This window comes from Archangium sp. (assembly GCF_036388035.1).
Classification (GTDB): Bacteria; Myxococcota; Myxococcia; order Myxococcales; family Myxococcaceae; genus Archangium.
Window position 1 is genome coordinate 1 of sequence record NZ_DASVSO010000540.1, and the last position, 19,518, is coordinate 19,518.

18 protein-coding genes are annotated in these 19,518 nt (G+C 68.0%); 13 read left to right on the top strand and 5 right to left on the bottom strand.

Translation table 11 applies throughout. From position 1 onward, the window contains the following. The first annotated feature begins 444 nt into the window (after positions 1–444). The 5 genes from VF697_RS21675 to VF697_RS21695 all read left to right on the top strand — a co-directional run bounded on the left by VF697_RS21675 (position 445) and on the right by VF697_RS21695 (position 5,871). Entirely contained in the window at positions 445–867 is a 423-nt protein-coding gene (locus tag VF697_RS21675; RefSeq protein ID WP_331097923.1) for a hypothetical protein, read from the top strand. 118 nt (positions 868–985) lie between these two features. Then, complete coding sequence (locus VF697_RS21680; protein WP_331097925.1) at positions 986–1,192, top strand: hypothetical protein; 207 nt, start codon at positions 986–988, stop codon at positions 1,190–1,192. A gap of 87 nt (positions 1,193–1,279) precedes the next feature. After that, positions 1,280–2,089: a hypothetical protein gene (locus tag VF697_RS21685; protein WP_331097927.1), complete on the top strand. Its 810-nt coding sequence runs from the start codon at positions 1,280–1,282 to the stop codon at positions 2,087–2,089. A gap of 657 nt (positions 2,090–2,746) precedes the next feature. Continuing rightward, positions 2,747–3,214 carry a hypothetical protein gene (locus VF697_RS21690; RefSeq protein ID WP_331097929.1) on the top strand — a complete coding sequence of 156 codons (468 nt, stop codon included), beginning with the start codon at positions 2,747–2,749 and terminating at the stop codon, positions 3,212–3,214. A 176-nt stretch (positions 3,215–3,390) separates the two neighbouring features. Next, positions 3,391–5,871, top strand: coding sequence for a GH25 family lysozyme (locus tag VF697_RS21695; RefSeq protein WP_331097931.1), 2,481 nt, complete (start codon positions 3,391–3,393; stop codon positions 5,869–5,871). 22 nt (positions 5,872–5,893) lie between these two features. Here VF697_RS21695 and VF697_RS21700 read toward each other — a convergent pair whose 3' ends face one another. Further along, positions 5,894–6,739 (bottom strand): M57 family metalloprotease, encoded by an 846-nt coding sequence (locus tag VF697_RS21700; protein ID WP_331097956.1) that lies wholly within the window; start codon positions 6,737–6,739, stop codon positions 5,894–5,896. A gap of 327 nt (positions 6,740–7,066) precedes the next feature. Between VF697_RS21700 and VF697_RS21705 the strand changes: the two genes are divergently transcribed. Together VF697_RS21705 and VF697_RS21710 are read left to right on the top strand one after the other, a co-directional pair. Continuing rightward, entirely contained in the window at positions 7,067–7,801 is a 735-nt protein-coding gene (locus tag VF697_RS21705; protein ID WP_331097933.1) for a hypothetical protein, read from the top strand. 763 nt (positions 7,802–8,564) lie between these two features. Further along, positions 8,565–9,122: a hypothetical protein gene (locus VF697_RS21710; protein WP_331097935.1), complete on the top strand. Its 558-nt coding sequence runs from the start codon at positions 8,565–8,567 to the stop codon at positions 9,120–9,122. 629 nt (positions 9,123–9,751) lie between these two features. On the opposite strand, the gene VF697_RS21715 is transcribed toward VF697_RS21710, so the two are convergent. Then, complete coding sequence (locus VF697_RS21715; RefSeq protein ID WP_331097937.1) at positions 9,752–10,687, bottom strand: LysR family transcriptional regulator; 936 nt, start codon at positions 10,685–10,687, stop codon at positions 9,752–9,754. Positions 10,688–10,724: 37 nt separating this feature from the next. Here VF697_RS21715 and VF697_RS21720 point away from each other — a divergent pair, with 37 nt between their 5' ends. Continuing rightward, positions 10,725–11,615 (top strand): protocatechuate 3,4-dioxygenase, encoded by an 891-nt coding sequence (locus VF697_RS21720; protein WP_331097939.1) that lies wholly within the window; start codon positions 10,725–10,727, stop codon positions 11,613–11,615. A 56-nt stretch (positions 11,616–11,671) separates the two neighbouring features. Here the strand turns inward: VF697_RS21720 and VF697_RS21725 are convergent, their stop codons facing one another. The 3 genes from VF697_RS21725 to VF697_RS21735 form a co-directional block, all read right to left on the bottom strand. Next, the gene (locus tag VF697_RS21725; RefSeq protein ID WP_331097941.1) at positions 11,672–12,979 is read right to left on the bottom strand and encodes an NAD(P)/FAD-dependent oxidoreductase; all 1,308 of its coding nucleotides are present in this window, start codon (positions 12,977–12,979) and stop codon (positions 11,672–11,674) included. A gap of 52 nt (positions 12,980–13,031) precedes the next feature. Continuing rightward, positions 13,032–13,892, bottom strand: a complete 861-nt coding sequence (locus VF697_RS21730; RefSeq protein ID WP_331097943.1) for an SDR family oxidoreductase — start codon at positions 13,890–13,892, stop codon at positions 13,032–13,034. 109 nt (positions 13,893–14,001) lie between these two features. Continuing rightward, positions 14,002–14,940, bottom strand: a complete 939-nt coding sequence (locus VF697_RS21735; RefSeq protein WP_331097945.1) for a class III extradiol ring-cleavage dioxygenase — start codon at positions 14,938–14,940, stop codon at positions 14,002–14,004. Between the two features lie 128 nt (positions 14,941–15,068). On the opposite strand from VF697_RS21735, the gene VF697_RS21740 reads away from it, so the two are divergent. The 5 genes from VF697_RS21740 (at position 15,069) to VF697_RS21760 (ending at position 19,372) form a co-directional block, all read left to right on the top strand. Next, positions 15,069–15,947 carry a LysR family transcriptional regulator gene (locus VF697_RS21740; RefSeq protein ID WP_331097947.1) on the top strand — a complete coding sequence of 293 codons (879 nt, stop codon included), beginning with the start codon at positions 15,069–15,071 and terminating at the stop codon, positions 15,945–15,947. Positions 15,948–16,153: 206 nt separating this feature from the next. Then, positions 16,154–16,600: a DoxX family protein gene (locus tag VF697_RS21745; protein WP_331097948.1), complete on the top strand. Its 447-nt coding sequence runs from the start codon at positions 16,154–16,156 to the stop codon at positions 16,598–16,600. Between the two features lie 608 nt (positions 16,601–17,208). Then, the gene (locus VF697_RS21750; RefSeq protein WP_331097950.1) at positions 17,209–17,784 is read left to right on the top strand and encodes a hypothetical protein; all 576 of its coding nucleotides are present in this window, start codon (positions 17,209–17,211) and stop codon (positions 17,782–17,784) included. Positions 17,785–18,037: 253 nt separating this feature from the next. Further along, positions 18,038–18,631, top strand: coding sequence for an NADPH-dependent F420 reductase (locus tag VF697_RS21755; protein WP_331097952.1), 594 nt, complete (start codon positions 18,038–18,040; stop codon positions 18,629–18,631). A gap of 42 nt (positions 18,632–18,673) precedes the next feature. Then, positions 18,674–19,372: a siderophore-interacting protein gene (locus tag VF697_RS21760; RefSeq protein ID WP_331097954.1), complete on the top strand. Its 699-nt coding sequence runs from the start codon at positions 18,674–18,676 to the stop codon at positions 19,370–19,372. Positions 19,373–19,518: the final 146 nt, after the last annotated feature.

A 19,518-nucleotide genomic window follows, 5' to 3' on the forward strand; every position in this document is an offset into this window, starting at 1 on the left:
CCATTCCGACAAGGATTGGAAGGCCAGAAGCCTCGGAGCGCAGTCCCCAGCTTTGGAATAAGGCGTTTTCTTGTCCCGGGCGCCTCCTGCAAGTCCTTCCAGAAGGCACCCGCTCCTACACCTTGAAAGGGGTGGCTCTAAGGGGCCGACTAGGGCGAGCGCCTGGACCCCGGTCGACTATGAGGCGTATAGGCGGGATGGCGCCGTTTTGATGTTGCACGTATGTCGCAGGAGCGTGCGGAATGGACCGGAACGGGACGGGACAGGAGGGGACGCGGCGGGATAGCGACTCCCAAGCATTCCGGGCGGTTACGAGGTAAGGGCGCGATTCTGCTGGGAGTTTCGCACCGCCCGGCGCGGGTTCGATTCCCGCCGCCAGCGGTCGTCATCGGCATGTCAGCCCCTCATGCTTCCCTCCCCGACCTTCCATCGCCCGGGAGGAGCATGTTGGACATCCAAAAAAGTGGAAGCAGGACAAGGAGCACCTTGGGGCTGGCGGGTTTTCTCCTGGTACTCGTGGCGGCCCTCGGCGCCCAGGCCGAGCCGCCCTCCTACAAGCTCCCTGGCCGTAAGCCGGACTCCAAGCAGCCCTGGGGCGCTTTTCTTGGCCGGGCCGCACATGAGGCCATTGGCAGAGCGTACCGCGTGCAGCATCCCTCCCGCGTCGTCTTCCTCAACACCGTCAGTCTCGTCGACATTGTGAAGGAGGGAAGGTTGGGGGATTCCAAGCGTCTTTCGGAGTTCGTGAGGCGCTTGTGCCCGGACATCACCGATACCGACGCCCTCGTGCTCTTCGAAATAAAGCCGGACGATGAGGCGTCGCGCAGGGAGGGGAGAGAACAGGCGGGGCGCTACCTGGCGGCGTGAGGCCGTCGAGCCTGACAAGAAGCTCGCGGGAGGCACCGGCTTCGAGGGGTCGCTCTTCCTCGAATTCGAGAACGGGGGAGCACTCTGGCAGTTGTCCTGGCGCACGCCAGAGCCCGGGGTGACGCTGTACCGCTGGAGCTACCGGCGCAAGCAGCCCCAGGCTTCCTGGAAGGAGCGGGCAGACCAGAAGGCAGAGGACTTGCCCAGGGAAGAAATAGAACAGCGTGGTGAGTTGGCCGAGCAGGCGATCCGGGCTGCGTATGAAGGGGGCGAATGGCCCGAGGGCTTCCAGGGCCAGGTCTACCTGCCTGTGGACTGCCGCTGAGCGGGCGGGAGGCGTCCGCCGCCCTCGGAGCGAGCGAAGTGTCTGGCGCTTGAGGAGCATCTGACCGCTGTGGTAGGGCGAAAGACCATGATCCCGGACCCCTCCCCGGTGCTCGAGTTTCCAGCGTGGCTCTACGACACCACCGCCGCCATCCGCCGCAAGGTGAGAGCCGAGGGCCGCTGGTGGGCCCGGGAGTACCTCGAGACCGGTGCCTTTTCCCAGCCCCGACAGCTGCGCCAGGTGCAGCCCGGCGAGGTGCTGGTGATGCACTCGGGGGCCGAGGGGTTTGACTGGGCCCGCCCGCGCTGGCGGGTGCACATGTTTCTCAGCGTCTTCTCCAGCTTGGACGAATGCGTCCCAGAGGAGGAGCGTCAACGAACGGAAAATGCATTCGAGTCCTTCTGCCTGGGCACCCCGTGGGGGGTCCTCTACCATGCCGTGTCCCCCCCGCCGCCGCGGAGCGCTGTGCGCATGGCGAACCGGCTCGCCTCGTTGCTCCGCTTCTGGGACGTGCTCCAGGGCTCTCGCTACGCGTTCTGGTCGCCCGAGCAGAAGTACACGCTGGACGAGCTCCTGGAGGATATCTACCGCAAGACCCTGGAGGCCTGGTGCCCCGGAGGCCCGGCCTCGGTCCGCGAGCACCTGGCCCTGGCGGTGGAGCGTATGGCTCGCGCCACCCGCGAGGAGTGCGAGGAGGCCGTGCTCCGGGTGATTCCTGTCGTGGTGGAGATGGACACCGATTTGAAGCACCGCGACGTGCTCAGCGACCCGGACTTCCTGCGCGAGCGCCTCCGCGCGCTTCCCCCGAAGAAGTTCGAGGATTTCTCCAGCGCCTATAAATACGCGGTGAGCGGGCAATTGTGGGCCTGGGACAGGGAGTTGGGGCGGGCATCCTGATGGTTCTGGCCCTGCCGTTGGTCCAGGGTTGCGGCGAGGGGTTGGCTGACGAGGAGAGCCTGCCGCGGCAGAGTGCCTCCCTCCAGGCGCAGCAGCCGAGCGCCCCGGAGGAGCCGGAGGAGCGTGGATTTGGGCGGGACGGGCTGGATGCCGACACCCGGATGCGCAAGCTGAATGCCTCCATCCCGGGCTTCGGCGGGCTGTTCTCGCGCCTGGGAGTCGACGAGACGAAGAACCGGGTGAAGGTCGGCATCACCACGGAGAGCGCGCGCACCCAGGTGCGGGAGTTGCTGGCGCGCGAGGGCATTCCCGCCGCTGCCGTCAACATCGAAGTGGTCGCGCCCCTGCAGTCCATGCGGACGCTGAAGGACAAGTGGTGGCCGCCTCCCGCGGGCATAATGGTCAGCTCTCCGGCCCCGAAGGGCTACTGCTCGCTGGGATTCAATGTCTACCACTACGTGTATGGGTGGTCCTTCATCACCGCCTCACACTGCACCCTCACCCAGGGCGGTACGGAGGGCACGAGGTTCTCCCAGCCATCTGACTTCTGGTCCATGTTTGATTATGTGGGGACCGAGGTCTACGACCTGCACTATAGAGACAACTCTTCGGGCCCATTCTGCGCACCGGGTTGGAGGTGCCCGCTGGTCGGACTCAGTGCTCATCAAGTACGACACCAGCAAGACGTCCGGAAAGTTCGGCAAGATTGCCATGCCGTACGCCAGCAGCGGCGAGACGACCGTTCCGAACGACTATTGCGACATCACGCTCAGCCCCTATTTCTACACCATCAACAACAATCCCTACGACCCCTACGTGTCGGCCGTTTCCGTGGGACAGACGCTGAGCAAGATTGGCTGGAGGACCGGACATACCTACGGTCAGGTCGTCAGCGTATGCGATAATTTCTACTTCAGCGACAGAAATGTCGTGCTGTATTGCCAGAACTACGTTCATGCCTACGCGGATGAAGGGGACAGCGGCGGGCCGGTCTTCATCCCCACCGTGAACAGCACGGCCCAGGCGATCGGAATCCTCTGGGGTGGCGACTCCTCCATTCACGAGTTCGGCTTCAGCCTCCTGTGGTACGTCCGGGGCGAGTTGGGTGACTTCGCCGTCCGGTAGGCCCACCGGCAACTGAAGCCCAATCCTGCCCAGCCGGTGGGTTGAGCTTTCGAGGACGAGCGTCTCGCGGACGATGGGCGGCATCCCCTCGAGCGCCCGCCCCCGCATTCCCATGAATCTGGGAAATCCGGCGCAACTCCACAAACGGCCGCCACGACAATCGTTCAAGGAGACATATGAACAGCAGCTCCATTTCAAAAAGTTTGTTTCGGAGTTTCTTCTCGATCGCCGTGACGTGGGTGTGGGGCCTGGCGGTCCTCGTGGGCTGTGGGGGAATGGACCCGGAGGGGCAGCAGGGCGGGAGCCTTGACACTGTCACGGCGGAAGGGCCACTCGCCGTTCCGTCCAATGTGCAGGCGTTCTACGCGGAAGGACAGTGGAGCACTCGTTTCGGAGTCACGGGCCCCTACTACGGCCCCGCGGGCCACCGGGGTCTCGATATCGCCGCGGGTGGCGGTCAAGCGATTCCCGCGTTGCGCTCCGGCATCGTCCGCCGCGTCCAGTACTCCTCCGTCGTGGGACACACCATCGCCGTGGAATCGGCGCCGGGTGATTTCTCCGGGTACGCCCACGTCATCCGGACACGGTTCTCCGTGGGAGATTACGTCCAGCAGGGTGACATCATCGCCTATGCGGCGGGCTCCGGGGATGATCACGGGTCGGCGTGGACCGGGCCGCACCTCCACATGACCCGAGGCTCCACGGATCGCTGTGCGTTTGGCGAGAATGTCAGCGATCCCGCTCCCCTGATCCGCAACGTGCTCGGCACCGGAACTGGCGGAGGTACCGGCACCGGTGGCGGTTCCGGGGGAATCCAGATCAGCCTCGAGGACGGAAAGACCCTCCAGCGCGTTGCCCAGCGGGGTGGCTACACGGGCCTTGTGGATGGCGTCCCGGGGGCCAATACGTGGAAGGGTGTCCAGACCGTCATCACGAATCGTGGCTACTACTCCGGCCCCATCGACGGCATCCCGGGTGAGAACACCTGGAAGGGAGTCCAGCGGCTCGCGCAACTGGGAGGATACACGGGCCCCGTAGATGGCTTCCCGGGACAGTATACCTACCTGGGCCTCAACAACTGGCTGGCCCAGGACCCCGGGACCCCCGCCCCCACGGGGATGAGCGGTGTCTACGGAATCGATGTCGGCACGACCCAGCGTGACCTGGACTTCAACGCCATTCGCGGCGCTGGCTATCAGTTCGCGATCGTCAAGGCAGGCGGCTCCAATGTCTCTCCCCTCTACGTCGCGCCGTACTATGCCCAGCAGGTCGCCCGGGCTCGCGCGGCCGGGTTGATCGTCGGGCACTACTGGGTGGCGGGCTCCACCAACCCCGCGGCTGACGCTCAGTACTTCATGGACCACCTGTATGACCATCGCCCAGGCGACCTCCTGGTGCTCGACAACGAGGCGATCGACACGGGCATCTTCTGGAACGATTCGATGACCGCGACCTTCATGCAGGCGGTGAAGAACCGCCTGGGGAAGGCCCCGTTCCTGTACACCTATTCGAGCCTGCTCACGTCCAACACCTGGACCCAGACGAAGGCCGTGGGCTCGAAGCTGTGGATCGCCCACTACACGGGCACGCCGGGCAATCCGACGATCGGGGCGGCCTTTCCGACGTGGGAGATTCATCAGTACACCTCGTCCGGCAACCAGAATGGAATTCCTCTCGACTTGAATGTCGCCAGGCTGTCCGCGTTCACCGGACTGTCTCAGCCGCCGAATGGCGCGACTCCGCCCCCGCCGACGGCAATCCCCAGTGGTGGCTCGGGCGGCGGTGATCCTGTCATCACCCTCGAACAGGGAATCATCCTGCAGAAGCTGGCCCAGCGGGGCGGCTACACAGGCCCCGTGGATGGCGTCCCGGGAGCCAATACCTGGATCGGGGTGCAGAAAGTCCTTCGCGAGCTGGGGTACTACGACGGGCCTGTCGACGGCGATCCGGGCATCAACACCTACAAGGGCTTGCAACTGCTTGCCCAGGACGGTGGCTACACGGGCCCCATCGATGGCATCCCCGGGCCCAATACGTATAACGGGCTCCAGGCGTACCTGAACGGCTCGGGCGGCAGCGTGCCTCCCGTCACCAACAGTCAGGGGGTGACGCTGCAGCGGGTGGCTCGCGCGGGCGGGTACACCGGCGTCGTGGACGGTGTTCCCGGCACGAATACCTGGAAGGGAGTCCAGCAGGTCCTCGGCGGCTACGGCTATTCGGGGCCCGTGGATGGCGTCATGGGAACCCACTCGTGGATGGGGGTTCAGCGCTTCGCGGCGAAGGGCGGCTACACGGGCCCCATTGACGGGGTGATGGGAACCAACTCCTGGAAGGGCGTGCAGACCGTTCTGCGAGGCTTTGGATACACAGGCCCCATTGACGGGGTGATGGGAACCAACTCGTACGCGGCACTCCAGAGGGTCGCGCGCCTGGGTGGGTACATGGGCCCCGTCGATGGTGTGATGGGGGTGAACTCGTGGCGAGGCCTCCAGACCTTCCTGAGCGGCGCCGGGTACACGGGGCCCCTCGATGGGGTACCGGGAACCAACACCTATAAGACGCTTCAGTCCCTGGCGAGCCGGGGCGGCTACGCTGGCCCGCTTGATGGCATCCCCGGACCCAATACATACGCGGGCCTGGCGAACCTGCTGGACTGAACGCCAGAGGAGACGGCACCTTCTACTCGAGGAGCACCCGTGCCCCGGCCAGGATGTAGAGCCCAAGGCCGATGAGCACGAAGGGGAGTACGAGGTGCCCGTACCGCCTGATGGGATCGCCCAGCAGGCGGTTCTTGACGAGCGAGTGTCCGGCGAGACACCAGAGCGCTGTCATGACGGCGAAGACCACCACGTGCACCGGGATGGCCCGCGGCTCGCTCGCGAAGAGGGGGATGTACACTCCGAGGTTGTCGCCACCATTGGCCACCGTCACGCCCGCGACGGCCAGCACCTGGGAATGAGTCCGGCGCTCCAGCTGCTGCTCCGAGGCCTCCGCCTGCTCATCCTCCGGTGCGCTCGCCCCCTGGGCTTGCATCAGCGCACTGAGCTTGCGCACGCCAAGAATGAGCGGCACGACGCCCAGGAGCGCGGTGTACCCCTCCGGAATGGCCAGTGCGGCGACGGAGGCCAGAACGCTGCCGAGGACCAGGACACCGATGCCAAGGAACTGACCGGCAACGATGGCTCGCGCCCTCAGGTGCGGGTCGGCGAAGAAGGCCGCGAGCAGGAAGATGTCGTCGATGTTCGTCGAGACAAAGACCGTGGTGCTGAGGCCGATGAGCGTGAGCGACGCTGCCATGAGGTATTTCAACGCAATGATGTCAGAGCTGGTGAACTCGCCGGTTGCGCTCGATGGGAAGCAGGCGTTCATGAGCGACTGGCTCACGGTGGAGGTGCTCGGCGTTCCGGGGATGAGGATGGCCCCCACGCCGGCGGCTCCTTCGTTGCCGCCGGAACCGCAGCTGATGACCTGATTGTAGTAGTCCGAGTGGCGGAGACCGAGCGCGTGACCAAGCGCGTCTTGGATTAATCAGTAAAGGAGGGGGGCCGCCAGGGCTGTGCGCCGGGCCGGTGCAGAGGCGGTGCAGCCCTCTTCAGGCACACGTCGGCCCAAGCGGCCCACCCCGCGGGGGGCGGCGGCAAGGGGCGTGGGCTCGTGGGGCAGCGTGAGGGCTTGGGGCTCAACACCACGCGCGCTGGGCGGGCCCCTGGGCTTTAGCCAGGCTTGCCCTCGACGTCGGCAGCCCCAGGTGCTACGGGCAGACCTACCAACCCGTCCGGGCTCCGCGCCGCGCGCTGGCGGCGCCTCCTCTCATGTTGGGGATCGGCCTTCGGGTTGCGTATTGTCGCGGACATGATGAATGCCCTGTCCACTCCCTCCCGGCTGCCCCTGTTGCTGCTCTTCCTGCTCGTGCCCGGCGTGGGCCTCGCCGGCCAGGAGGAGTCGGCCACCCCTTCCCCCCCGCCCTCCGCCACGGTGGAGCAGCCGCCCCCGGCCTCCTCCGCGCAGCCGGGCACCCAGCCGCGGGCGCCCCGGCGGCTGACGGAGGAGAGCGAGTATGAGCGCGAGCGCTCGCGTCCCTCCCGGGGCATGCGCATCCTCGCGGAGACGGGCGCCGGGCTGCTGACGTCGGCGGGGCTTGGGGTCGTCGGCCTGGGGGTCGGTACCGGGATGTGCGTGTGGGGCATCATAGTGCAAGGCGCGGATGCGACCAACGCATGCCTGGCGCAGATCAGCATCGGAACGCTGGTGGGCGTCGGCCTCGGGTTTCCGCTGGGCGTCTTCTGGGGCGGACAGGCCGTCGGTGGAAGAGGAAATCTGCTCGGTGCGCTGGGAGGGCTGGCCGGGGGCGCCCTGGTGGGCTTCTTCGGGGGCTGGCTGATCGGCCAGCATGAATTTGACGGCATCCTGCTCAGCGTGCCCCTGGCCATGGTCGGCTCCATCGTGGGCTACGAGCTCACCACGCAGTCGGAGCCGGGGCCCACCGCCGCCCGGGCCTCGCCCGTGGCCTCCGTGCGCCCCCGGCTCCATCCGGTGCTGGGCTTCTCCCCGCGCGGCGCGCTGGTGGGTCTGCGCGGCTCCTTCTGAAGTATAGGCGGGATGAGGGCCCTGTTGAGGGAGCGGAGGGGGCGAGGAAGGTTGCGGAGGGGGGCCGCCAGGGCTGTGCGCCGGGCCGGTGGAGACATGGCAGGCGCCGTGTCCGAAGTTGGGGAAGCTCCCGCGAAGAGTGGCGAGGCCATCGCGCAGCCCGTTCCCGTCGAGTGCAATCAGACCGATTCGACGATCTCTTGCTGCCTCAAGAAGAACCCGGGCCAGTACGAGCGCTGCGGGGCTGTCGCTCCCAGGCAGGCACCCAAGCGAGCACCTAAAGAAGAAAAAGGGCCGGACAAACTCCCTCCAGCGACGCGGAGGCGCCCAACATCCACAGCAGAAGGACTGCGCGGAGAGTCGAAGGCACGCTCGTTACCCGGGGGCTGTTCCATCGGGCCCAGAAGCGATTTCCGTGCCAGTCACCATCGCTGCGCCAAGCCGGGAGCTACTGGCACGGAAGGCCATGCTTCTGGCCCCAGCTGACACGCCAGTACGTGTCCCCTGTGTCCGCTGACGTGTCAGCCGGGCTGAGTGACGTGTCAGCCGGGCTGAGTGACGTGTCAGCCGGGCTGAGGACTATGTCCATTCGGCCAGATTGCTCAAACATCACTTCTGTTAGACGCTCTGAGTGAAAGGCCAGCCTTGAGCTTCCCTGATGAGGGGGCACGGCTGGCATTCGCTTTGCTGTAGCCCCAACTCACCTCGCCATCCATCCCATGGATGGTGTGAGTGCAAACCGGTATCAACCAGGAGGTAAGTCATGTCGAAGTCCATGGTCCGTTTCTTGGGTATTCTCTTCGCTGTCGCCATCCCCGCTATCACAGCGGCCCAGCCAGCCCAGCCGACCGACAAGGCGAAAGATACTGCGTGCTGGCAGCCCGCCTACGTGAACTGTCTTGCCACCAATCCCGGGCCCGCCGGGTCCAAGGCCTGCTACGGCAACTACCTGATCTGCATGACGACAGCGGGCACGCCGAAGACCGTGTGCCACAAGAAGGCCTTCACTGACTGCGTGAACAACACGGATAGGAGCAGCACTGCCGTGAACGGCTGCCACGAGAACTACAACAAGTGCCTGACCATCGAAGATGTGGACTCGATCTGCTGGAAGCCCGCCTATGTGGACTGCCTGGCCACCAACCCGGGGATCGAGGGTTCCAAGGGGTGCTACAACAATTACCTGAGCTGTACCGCCAAGGCGAGCATGACGGACAAGACCTGCTTCCAGCAGTCGTTCGTTGCGTGCGTGGCTTCCAGCGATGGCAGCAGCGCTGCCGTGACCGGCTGCCATACCAATTTCCTCAAGTGCGCCAAGTAAGCTGACGTGACTCTCAAGGGGCCCACGCCCATGGGGGTGGGCCCCTTCCCAAAGTGTTGCAGCGCAATACTCCCCTGAAAGAACAAACCGAGTGACCCGCCTGTCCCAGCGTCTCCTTGCCACGAGCGCCACGGGAAAGTATAGGCGGGATGAGGGCCCTGTTGAGGGAGCGGAGGGGGCGAGGAAGGCCGCGGAGGGGGGCCGCCAGGGCTGTGCGCCGGGCCGGTGGAGAGGCGGTGCAGCCCTCTTCAGGCACACGTCGGCCCAAGCGGCCCACCCCGCGGGGGGCGGCGGCAAGGGGCGTGGGCTTGTGGGCAGCGTGAGGGCTTGGGGCTCAACACCACGCGCGCTGGGCGGGCCCCTGGGCTTTAGCCAGGCTTGCCCTCGACGTTGGCAGCCCCAGGTGCTCCAGAATGGCGCGTACCCCACCGGGTGCAGTCACGTCCGCCAAAACCCGTCGCCTGCCTCCACATCTCACGCAGGCGAACACGTCCAAGTCGAACGTCCTTCTGATAACTATTGCACCAGGCGCCACCAGATGGGGCGCATGCAACAGTGTGTTCTGAGAATGGAACGGAGCGCCCGGCCGCGTCGCTCGATGCTCCGGTACCGGCCTTTGCAAACAGAACCTAGGCGCCCCATGGCCCACGGCCCTGATTCAGGAGCGCGTGAGCCATGAAGTCGCGGAACGCGCGAACCCTGGCGGGGAGCAACGGGGTGGCCGGATGCAGCAGGTACAAGGAAAACCTGCGCGGACTGTCGTGGCCGGATAGCAGCCGCACCAGTCGCCCTTGCGCGAGCTCCGGTTCGACCAGGGTCAGGGGCAGGATGGCAATCCCTACCCCCTCCAACGCCAGGGCGCGGAGGAACGTGCCATCCAGCGCCACGACGGCCGGCGTGAGGTGAACGGCGCTCGGTCCGCTCTCTTGACGCAGCACCAGGACGCGATGCTCCGAGAGATCCGCCAGGCGACGCGGGTGACCCTCCCGTTCGAGGTACGCGGGCGAGGCAACGAAACCCATCTGTCCGTCGAGCAGCCGAAGCGCGACCAATGAGGAGTCTCGTAGGGAGGAGGCCAGGCGAAGCGCGACATCCAACTGGTGTGCGTCGAAATCGAGCTGCCGGTCGGTCAGGATCAGCTCCAGCGAGATGTCCCGGTGGGCCTCACAGAATCGCGCGAACACCGGGGCGAGCACCGTATGGGCGAAGTCCGGCGGAGCGGTGACACGAAGCCGCCCTCGCGGGTGTCCCTGTGCCTCCTTGAGCGCATCCGTTGCGTCCTCGAGTAGCTCGAGCGCCCGCCCGACACGCTGCCGGTACAGGACTCCCTCCTCCGTGGGCTGCACGAGCCGGGGGCTGCGACGAACGAGGGGAACACCCAGGGCCGATTCCAGACGGGAGAGCCTTCGACTCACCGAACCCTTGGTCTCGCCCAATTGCTTCGCCGCGGCGGTGAGCGAGCCATGGTCCACGAGCAGGCAGAAGGCACGCAGGTCCCTCAGGTCATCCGGAGTCGTTGCTGAAATGGCAACCTCGGGTTTCGTTTTCGCTGACTTGTTGCTCACGGAGGGACAGGGTACCTCACTGCCCTGGAGGCCCTTCATGAGCACGACGACGAAGAACAAGATGACGCGCCGGCAGGTTCTCGGTGGACTCGGCCTGACGTTGGCGGCCGTTCCACTCAGTCAGCTCCTCGCCTGCGGTGACAAGGACCCGGGCACAGGAGAAGCGGGCTGGGCGACCGGGGGTACCTCCGCGATGACCGGCGCCAGCGCCTACCCCAACCCGTTCGCCTCGGATTCGGGCACGGCGTGCAAGCTGACGTGTGAACAGATTCTGGGCCCCTGCCATGGAACCACGCTGGTCCGTAAGGACATCAGCGAGGGCCATGACGGGCTGCCCGTGCGCCTCGCGTTCCGCGTGCTGGATGAGTCCTGCAAGCCCGTCCCGGGCGCGACCGTCGACATCTGGCATGCCGGACCGGAGGGCGTCTACTCGGGCGACGATATGCACCCGTTCTGCAATCCCGACAACCAGGAGGCCCGCGCCGCGCGGTGGTTCCGTGGTGTGCAGACGACGGATGCCGACGGCCGGGTGGACTTCGATACCTGCTTCCCTGGCTGGTACGCGGGCCGCGCCACCCACATCCACTTCACCATCAACATCGCCGGCACCGAGTCCGTGACGGCCCAGCTCTATTTCGACGACTCGCTCAACGACGACATCATCGGCACCCAGCCGCTCTACAACACGCGTGGCCAGCGTGACACGCGCAACACGGCCGACATGGTCGTGGCGCAGGAGCAGCTGGGCGACTTCCTCCTCCAGGCCCGGAAGATGCCGGATGGCGCGATGCTGGCCTGGAAGACCTTCATCGTCCGCTCGTCGAACGGCACGCCCCTGTGCAAGGCCAACAGCAAGGCCTTGCAGGATCTGATCGATCGCGGCTTCGACCCCAACGACCCGAACGGCCCCCCGCCGGCTTTCCCCTGAACCCCTGAGCGCCCGTTGGGCGCGGCTCGCGCGGCTTCTGCCAACGCCCGCGAACCTCAAGTCCATGACGGCCCCAGGCGGTCGGCTTCCGTGCCGCGTGTGCCGGTGGTGGTGCCCTCGGCTGGGGTCTTCGGCCCCGCCGTGGGTGCGCCCAGGGGCGTGCGGGCCGCCGCCGCGCGCGGGGCGAGCCGCCACTCGCCGTGGATGAAGAGCCAGGCGAGCCACGCGACGAAGCCCGTCAGGCGCGTCTTGCCCGTCTCGGCGATGGCGCGGTGCTTCCCGATGGTGGCCATCGCCCCCTTGTCCTTGTAACGGAAGGGGGCGCGCGGCTTGCCCATCAGGTCCGCGAGGACGTTGCGCGCCACCGCATGACCCATCTGCATCGCCGCGGGCGCGACGCCCGGCACGAGCTTCCCGTCGAGCTCCACGTGCGCCACGTCGCCCGCCGCGAACACCTCCGGGTGGCCGGGCAGCGAGAGGTCGGGCAGGACGTTCACGCGGCCCGCTCGGTCCAGCGGCACGCCCAGGCTGCGCGTCAAGCGCGCGGCCTCCACGCCCGCGGCCCACACCACCGTGCGCGACGGCAGGCGCTCCTCGCCCAGCGTCACGCCCTCCGCGTCCACCGCCGTCACGCGCGCGCCGGTGCGCACCTCCACGCCCAGCGCGCCGAGGTCCTTGTGCGCGCGCTCGCCCAGCTTCTCGCTGAAGGTGGGCAGGATGCGCGGGCCGGCCTCCACCAGCACGACGCGCGCGCTGGAGGGGTTGATGCGCCGGAAGTCACGCACCAGCACCGTGCGGCTGATGTCCGCGATGGCGCCGGCCATCTCCACGCCCGTGGGCCCGGCGCCCACCACCACGAAGGTGAGCAGCGCGCGCTGGCGCTCGGGGTCCAGCTCGTTCTCCGCCTGCTCGAAGGCGCTGAGGATGCGGCGGCGCAGCTCCGTCGCCTGCTCCAGCGTCTTGAGGCCCGGCGCGAAGTCCTCCCACTCCGACTTGCCGAAGTAGCTGTGCTGGGCGCCGCACGCGAGCACGAGGTAGTCGTAGCGCAGCCGCACGCCCTCCTCTCCGCCCACCCAGCGCTCCTCGAGGCTCAGCTGCGTGATGTGCGCGAGGTGGACCGAGACGTTGGGACGTCGGGCGAACTGCGAGCGGATGGGCACCGCGATGTCCGAGGGGCTCAGGCCCGCGGTGGCCACCTGGTAGAGCAGCGGCTGGAAGAGGTGATGGTTGCGCTGGTCCATGAGGGTGACGCGCAGCGCTGGGTTGCGCGCGAGCGCCTTCGCGGCGTTGAGGCCCGCGAACCCCGCGCCCAGCACGATGACGTGCTTCTGGCCGGGGGCGAGTGGCGGCGTGATGGGTTCCATGCGCAGGTGTCTCCAGAGGGGGCGGCAACGCCCGTGAGGGTTTTGGCGGGCGTCAGACGCGCGACTTGAGCCCGGCGGCCACGGCCCCGGACAGCGGCGTCGTGGGACGGCCGATGAGGCGGCTCAGGTCGCCGCTCCGCTCGTCGAGGTCGCCCCGGGCAATGCCCTGGTCGGCGCTCACGAGCACCTGGGCCATCGGCGGTGGCAGGCCGAAGGAGAGCAGGGTCTTCTCGTACGCCTCCGCGGGCAGGTCGTTGTAGGCGACGGGCTTGCCGGCCTGACGCGCCACCTCGGCGGCGAGCTCGGCCATGGTGAAGGGCTGATCGCCCCCGAGCTCGTACACCCGGCCCTCGTGGCCCGGCGTGGTGAGCACGGCCACGGCGGCCGCGGCGAAGTCGGCCCGCGTGGCCGCGGCGATGCGGCCATCCTTCGCGGCGCCCATCAGCACTCCGTGCTGCAGCGCGGGACCGAGGTTCTCCGTGTAGTTCTCGAGGTACCAGCCGTTGCGCAGGAACACGAAGGGGATGCCCGAGGCGCGGATGGCCTTCTCCGTCGTCAGGTGCTCGGCGGCGAGCGAGACGCCCGAGGTGTCCGCCTTCAGGATGCTGGTGTAGGCGAGGAGCTTCACGCCCGCCTTCTTCGCCGCGTCCACGACCGCCTGGTGCTGGCGGGCGCGCTGGCCTACCTCGCTGCTGGAGACGAGGAGGAGCTTCTGGACGCCCTGGAAGGCGGCGTCCAGCGTGGCGGGGGCGTTGTAGTCGCCCTTGCGCACCTGCACGCCCCTGGCCGCGAGGCCCTGTGCCTTGTCGGGGCTGCGCACGATGGCGATGACCTGGTTCGCAGGGACCTTCTGAAGAAGCTGCTCGACGACGAGCTGGCCGAGGTGGCCAGAGGCGCCGGTGACGGCAATCATGGGGATGGACTCGTTCTTTCTGGGTCGAGCGTGTGCCGCCTCGACCCGGGTGAGGGTGTCGGGCCGGCCGGCGGCCGAGGCCGCCAGCAGCGCCCGTGAGGGGGAGCGCTCAGCCGAACTGGAACGCGGAGAGGCGAGCGCCGCCGAACGCATCGTTGAAGGTGACGCGGCCCACGTCGTCTCCGGCGGCGCCGGCAACGACCATCAAGGGGAGCAGGTGGTCCTCTTGCGGATGCGCAAGCCGCCCGCCCGGTGCGGCAGCCCATGCCGTCAGCCGCCGTGCACGCTCCTGCGGCGCTGCCGTGGCCGCCTCCCGCAGCCACGCGTCGAAGGGCTGCGAGTCCCTCAAGGCGGTGCCCGTGCGCATCGAGCGGAAGTTGTGAAAGCTCATGCCGCTGCCGAGGATGAGCACCCCTTCGTCGCGCAGCGGCGCGAGCGCGGCGCCGATGGCCAGGTGCTCCGTCGGGTCGTAGTTGCTCTTGAGCGACAGCTGGATGGTCGGGATGTCGGCGTTGGGCCAGGACACCTTGAAGGGGATGAAGGTGCCGTGGTCGAAGCCCCGGCTCGCATCCGTCTTCGTGGGAATCCCCGCCGCCTCGAGGAGGCCCGCCACGCGCCGCGCGAGCGCAGGAGCACCGGGCGCGGGCCACTGGATGGTGTAGGCCTCCGGGGGGAAGCCTCCGTAGTCGTAATAGATGGGTGGCGCCGCCGCGGTCATGACCGTGGGCTCCGTCGCCTCCCAGTGCGCCGAGACCACCAGCAGCGCCGTGGGCCGGCCCGGTAGCCCCTTGGGAAGGTCCACCAGGTAGGCGCGCAGCGCTTCGATCTCGTGCTTGGGCACCATCCGGCCCATGTCGACGAAGGGCCAGGGACCGCCGCCGTGCGGGATGAAGGCCACCGGCATGCGCGCGCCCTTCGCCGTGCTGGCCCCTCCGGGAGATTCAGAGGCGCCGGTGGCCCGGGCCGTCGCGGCGAGGGTTGCGAGCGCGGCGGCCCCGCCCAGCGAGGCCTCCCGGCGCGTCAGTTCGTTCTTTTTCGTGTCGCTCATGGTCGGGTCTGCTGCCTGGGTGTGTGTGTCGGAGGTGCTGCTGCTGCTGCTCGACCCAACATGCGCGCGTTTCCCGTTGCACACCACCCTTTGGGTGGACAACATGCTGTTCCATGCCCGAAACACGCGTGAGCTTCGAGCTCCTGACCGTCTTCGTCGCCGTGGCGGAGGCATCGAGCTTCACCAAGGCCGCCCACAAGCTCGGGATGGGGAAGGGGACGGTCAGCCGGGCGATCGCGAGCCTGGAGCGACAGCTCGGGGCCGAGCTGCTCCACCGCACGACGCACGCGGTGGCGCTCTCCACCGCCGGGACGGCCCTCTACGAGCGAACAGCGCAGCACCTTGCCGCGCTCAACCAGGCACTGCAGAAGCTCCCCGAGCGCGCAGAGGAACCCTCCGGGGTGCTGCGGCTCACCGCGCCGTCCGACTTCGCCTACGTCGTGCTCCCCGAGGTCCTCACGCAGTTCGCACGCCGCTATCCCAAGGTGCAGTTGGACCTCCGCGTGACGAACGCCAACGTCGACCTCGTGGCCCAAGGGTTCGACCTCGCCATCCGCGCCGTCGGGGGCGGGAAGATGAAGGACTCCACCCTGACGATTCGCCGCCTGGGGCCTGCGACGGGGGGCTGGTTCGCAGCGCCGAGCTACCTCGCGCGGCGTGGGAGGCCGAAGGAGGTCGGCGAGGAGGGGCACGATTGGATCCTCCACCCCGCACAGCGCACGCTCATGAAGCTGCCCGCGGACACGCCGTTCCGGTTCTTCTGCGACGACATCCTGATGACGCGCAGCCTCGCCCGGGAAGGTGCAGGCATCTGCATGCTCCCTGCGTTCGCCGCCGCGCCGTACGTGGCCGAGGGCCTGCTCCAAGCGGTGCCGCTGACCGACCAGCACGCCTTCAAGGCCGAGCTCGCGCTCGTCTACCCGTCGAGTGGACAGGTCCCACGCAAAATCACTGCCTTCCGCGACGTCCTCTTGGAGGCCATGAAGAAGTGGAGCGCCGCGCCATAGACTCGGTCCGGGCGAGGCGACACGCGCCTGCCACGTGATGCCCTGGGTCTTCATGGGACCGCCGTTTCCAAACGGAAACGCAGTTGTGCGCCTGGCCCGGATGTGGACCAGATACGAAACAGTTAGAACGGGTGCGCCGGGAAGGACGTCGCGCAGTACCGCGTGATGCCTCTTCCCCCTCGACCTCGCTGCACCGGAGAAACACCATGGCTTCCGTCACCACGCAGTCCCCCTCGCGGTCCTCCGTCGCCCAGCCCACTGCCTCCAAGGGCCTGCACATCGGCCTCTGGGTCGTCCAGGTGCTCCTGGCCGTGGCCTTCTTCATGGCGGGGCTCACGAAGGTCACCCAGCCGCTCGAGGCACTCGCCGCCCAGATGCCCTGGACGACGGCGGTGCCAGGCGCCCTCGTGCGCTTCATCGGGACCGTGGAGATTCTGGGCGCGCTCGGTCTCATCCTGCCCTCCGCCACGCGCATCCAGCCGCGCCTCACGCCGCTCGCCGCGCTCGGCCTCGTGGTGGTGATGGTGCTGGCCTCGGGCGTCCACGTGACGCGCGGGGAGCTCGGCATGCTGCCCGTCAACTTCGTGCTTGCCGCCCTGGCCGCGTTCGTCGCCTGGGGCCGCTCCAAGAAGGCGCCCATCGCCGCGCGCTAGGCCGCGCGCTCAAACAGAGGCCGTCCGTCACGGCGAGCCGCCTGCGCTGGCTGCACCTCGCCGACGGCCTGCCGCAATACGCCCGCACCCGGGCCGAGGATCAGAACGAATAGGCCCGCGTCGAGGCGGGCCGGAGCCTCACATCGGCGCCGCTGGGAGCTCGACGCCCAACCCGCTCGCGAGCTTCAGCAATTGCTGGGGCGTCGCGCACCCGAGGTGCTCGGGCGACAGCCTCCCCTGCCACCACCGCAGCAACCACGACGCCGCGGGATGGGCCGCCGCGACCCGGCCGAAATCAGCGCCTGCCTCGCGGGAGATCCGCGCCACCTCCTCGTCGAGCCGCTCTCGCAGGCGCGGGAGGGAGTAGCGGCCCTCCTCGGCCCCTCTGCACCCTCCCTCCCCCTCAACAGGGCCCCCATCCCTCTTATGCGCCCGCGGCTCCAGGGCCTGTGCCGTTTCAGAGCCGCAACGGCAAGTCTCGAGTTTATGACTGGCAGTCCGAGTGGCCGGCCTGGCATTCAGGGGCCCCCCAACCAAGCAGCAAGGAGAACACCATGAGTCGAGCGGTACGAACGGTCGCGTCCACTCTCGGCGCGCTAGTCCTGGCAGTGAGCGCCCAGGCCACGCCGAAGGCGGACACCAAGAAGGCGGAGAGCAGTCCCGAGGTGCGGAATGCGGTCAACTTCCACCTGCTGGACTTCGTCGCCTGGAACAACCGCGACTGGACCATGTTCCGTCACCTGCACACCGCGGACGTGAAGGTCGAGATGGGCGAGATGAAGACCCAAGGCATCGACCAGCACGTGGGCGCCATGGAGGCCATGATCAAGCAGGCGCCGGACTCGCGGCTCACCCAGCACACGCCGATCGTCACCGAGGGCAACTGGACGTGCATCGTGGGGATCTCGCCCGGCATGCAGATGGCGACGGTCGCCAAGTGGCGGGAGGGGGCGATCTCCGAGGAGTACCTCTTCATGAAGCAGCTTCCTCCGGGAACGCCGGCTCCCACGCTCAAGGGGGCTCCCATCGCGAAGATCAGCAACCGCGGCGACATCCAGGCGCTCACGGGCGCCGAGCCTGGCTGGAGCTGCGTGTTCGGCCGGGGCGAGAACGGCAAGTCCTTCGTGACGCTCGCGCGGACCGTGAACGGCAAGGAAACGCAGAGCATCACGTTCGCCGACTGACGCGCTTACCCGGCGGCGCGAGCAAGCGCCGGCTGGGTGGCAAGAGCCCTGCGCGTCCGGTCGCGAGGACCGGCGCGCAGGACCGCCTCTGCCTTCGGTCCGGGTTGCAGCGCACCCGGTGCATCCAGCACGGTTCACGCGGTGTTCCTGAGCTGAAACACACTGTCCGATTCTTCTCACCTACCGCCGTTGGAGAAACGGCCTAGCTTGTCTTCCGTCGCACCATCCCCCCCTCACGAAGGAGAGCAGGACCATGGCCACCCCCAAGATTTCCATCATCGGCAACGGGAACGTCGGCAGCGCGCTGGAGAAGGGCGCCAAGAGCGCCGGCTACGAGGTTCGATCCACCGGCGCTGACCCGAAGGACGTGCGCGCGGCGGGCGCCTGGGGCGACGTCATCATCCTTGCCGTCCCTGCCTCCGCCCGTCAGGACGCCATCCAGAACCTCGGGGAGATCCGGGGCAAAACGGTCGTCGACGTGACGAACCTGATGAACCCGGACTGGAGCTACGGCGGCGACATCAAGAGGAGTGGCGCCGAGCAGGTCCAGGAGTGGGCCGCAGGCGCGCGCGTCGTCAAGGCCTTCAACACCGTGTTCGCGCCCAACATGGCAACCGGCAAGGTGAAGGGTGAGGCCCTGAGCCTCCTCGCGGCCGGTGACGACGCAGCGGCGAAGAAGCAGGTGCTGGATCTGGGCAAGGCGATGGGCTTCGACCCCGTGGACGCGGGCCCGCTGAGCAACGCGCGCTACCTGGAGGCGCTCGGCTTCCTCAACATCCAGCTCGGCTTCGGCCCCACTCAGTACGGGACGGACATCGGCTTCAAGGTCGTAGGTCGCGGGAAGTAGCGCGGGCGTTGGGGGCGCTCCCCACTCCCTCCAAGGAGAAGCATGAGCACGATCCACACCGCCAAGGCGTTCGTGAAGGGCGTCATCGGCCGCCTCGTCTTTCGCGACGCCACCGTCACCCGCGCCGAGGCGCTCGGGCCCCACTTCCGGCGCCTCGTGCTGGGCGGGCCCGGGCTGGGGGGCGCGACGTGGAGCCCGGGCGACAAGCTCCAGGTCTTCCTCCCCGGCGTCGGCACGCGCGCGTACACGCCCGTGCGCTGGGACGCGGCCGCGGGCGAGACCGAGCTCCTGGCCTACCTGCACGGTGAGGGGCCCGGAGCCCGCTGGGCGCGGGACGCCCGGCCCGGCGAGCAGCTCCAGGTCTTCGGCCCGCGCAGCTCGCTCGTCGTCGGCGGCCCGGAGCCCAGGCTGGTCTTCGGTGACGAGACAAGCGTGGGGCTCGCGCTCGCCAACGGCGCGAACCGCCCCGCGGTGCTTGAGGTTGGCGACCCGCGTGAGATGCAGCCCGTGCTCGAAGCGCTGGGCCTCTCGGTGGTGACGCTCGTGGAGCGCGGTGCGCACGAGCGGCTCGTCGAGGCCGTGGCGCGGGCGCTCTCCGCGCACCCGGGCGCGCAGCTCGTCCTGTCGGGCCGGGCTGCCGCCATCCAGGCCGTCCGCCAGGGCCTCCGGGCGCGCGGGGTGGACCTGGGCGGCGCGCGGGCGAAGGCGTACTGGGCCCCGGGCAAGGTGGGCCTCGACTAGGCTGCCGGCAACGTCTCGGACCGCCGTTTCCAAACGGAAACGCAGTTGTGCGCCTGGCCCGGATGTGGACCAGATACGAAACAGTTAGAACGGGTGCGCCGGGAAGGACGTCGCGCAGTACCGCGTGATGCCTCTTCCCCCTCGAC

Bases quoted from the DNA above. Each gene is read 5' to 3' on its own strand.
- VF697_RS21735 (WP_331097945.1), bottom strand. From the start codon at position 14,940: ATGAGCGACACGAAAAAGAACGAACTGACGCGCCGGGAGGCCTCGCTG.
- VF697_RS21695 (WP_331097931.1), top strand. From the start codon at position 3,391: ATGAACAGCAGCTCCATTTCAAAAAGTTTGTTTCGGAGTTTCTTCTCG.
- VF697_RS21720 (WP_331097939.1), top strand. From the start codon at position 10,725: ATGAGCACGACGACGAAGAACAAGATGACGCGCCGGCAGGTTCTCGGT.
- VF697_RS21730 (WP_331097943.1), bottom strand. From the start codon at position 13,892: ATGATTGCCGTCACCGGCGCCTCTGGCCACCTCGGCCAGCTCGTCGTC.
- VF697_RS21725 (WP_331097941.1), bottom strand. From the start codon at position 12,979: ATGGAACCCATCACGCCGCCACTCGCCCCCGGCCAGAAGCACGTCATC.
- VF697_RS21675 (WP_331097923.1), top strand. From the start codon at position 445: ATGTTGGACATCCAAAAAAGTGGAAGCAGGACAAGGAGCACCTTGGGG.
- VF697_RS21705 (WP_331097933.1), top strand. From the start codon at position 7,067: ATGATGAATGCCCTGTCCACTCCCTCCCGGCTGCCCCTGTTGCTGCTC.
- VF697_RS21710 (WP_331097935.1), top strand. From the start codon at position 8,565: ATGTCGAAGTCCATGGTCCGTTTCTTGGGTATTCTCTTCGCTGTCGCC.
- VF697_RS21685 (WP_331097927.1), top strand. From the start codon at position 1,280: ATGATCCCGGACCCCTCCCCGGTGCTCGAGTTTCCAGCGTGGCTCTAC.
- VF697_RS21760 (WP_331097954.1), top strand. From the start codon at position 18,674: ATGAGCACGATCCACACCGCCAAGGCGTTCGTGAAGGGCGTCATCGGC.
- VF697_RS21755 (WP_331097952.1), top strand. From the start codon at position 18,038: ATGGCCACCCCCAAGATTTCCATCATCGGCAACGGGAACGTCGGCAGC.
- VF697_RS21745 (WP_331097948.1), top strand. From the start codon at position 16,154: ATGGCTTCCGTCACCACGCAGTCCCCCTCGCGGTCCTCCGTCGCCCAG.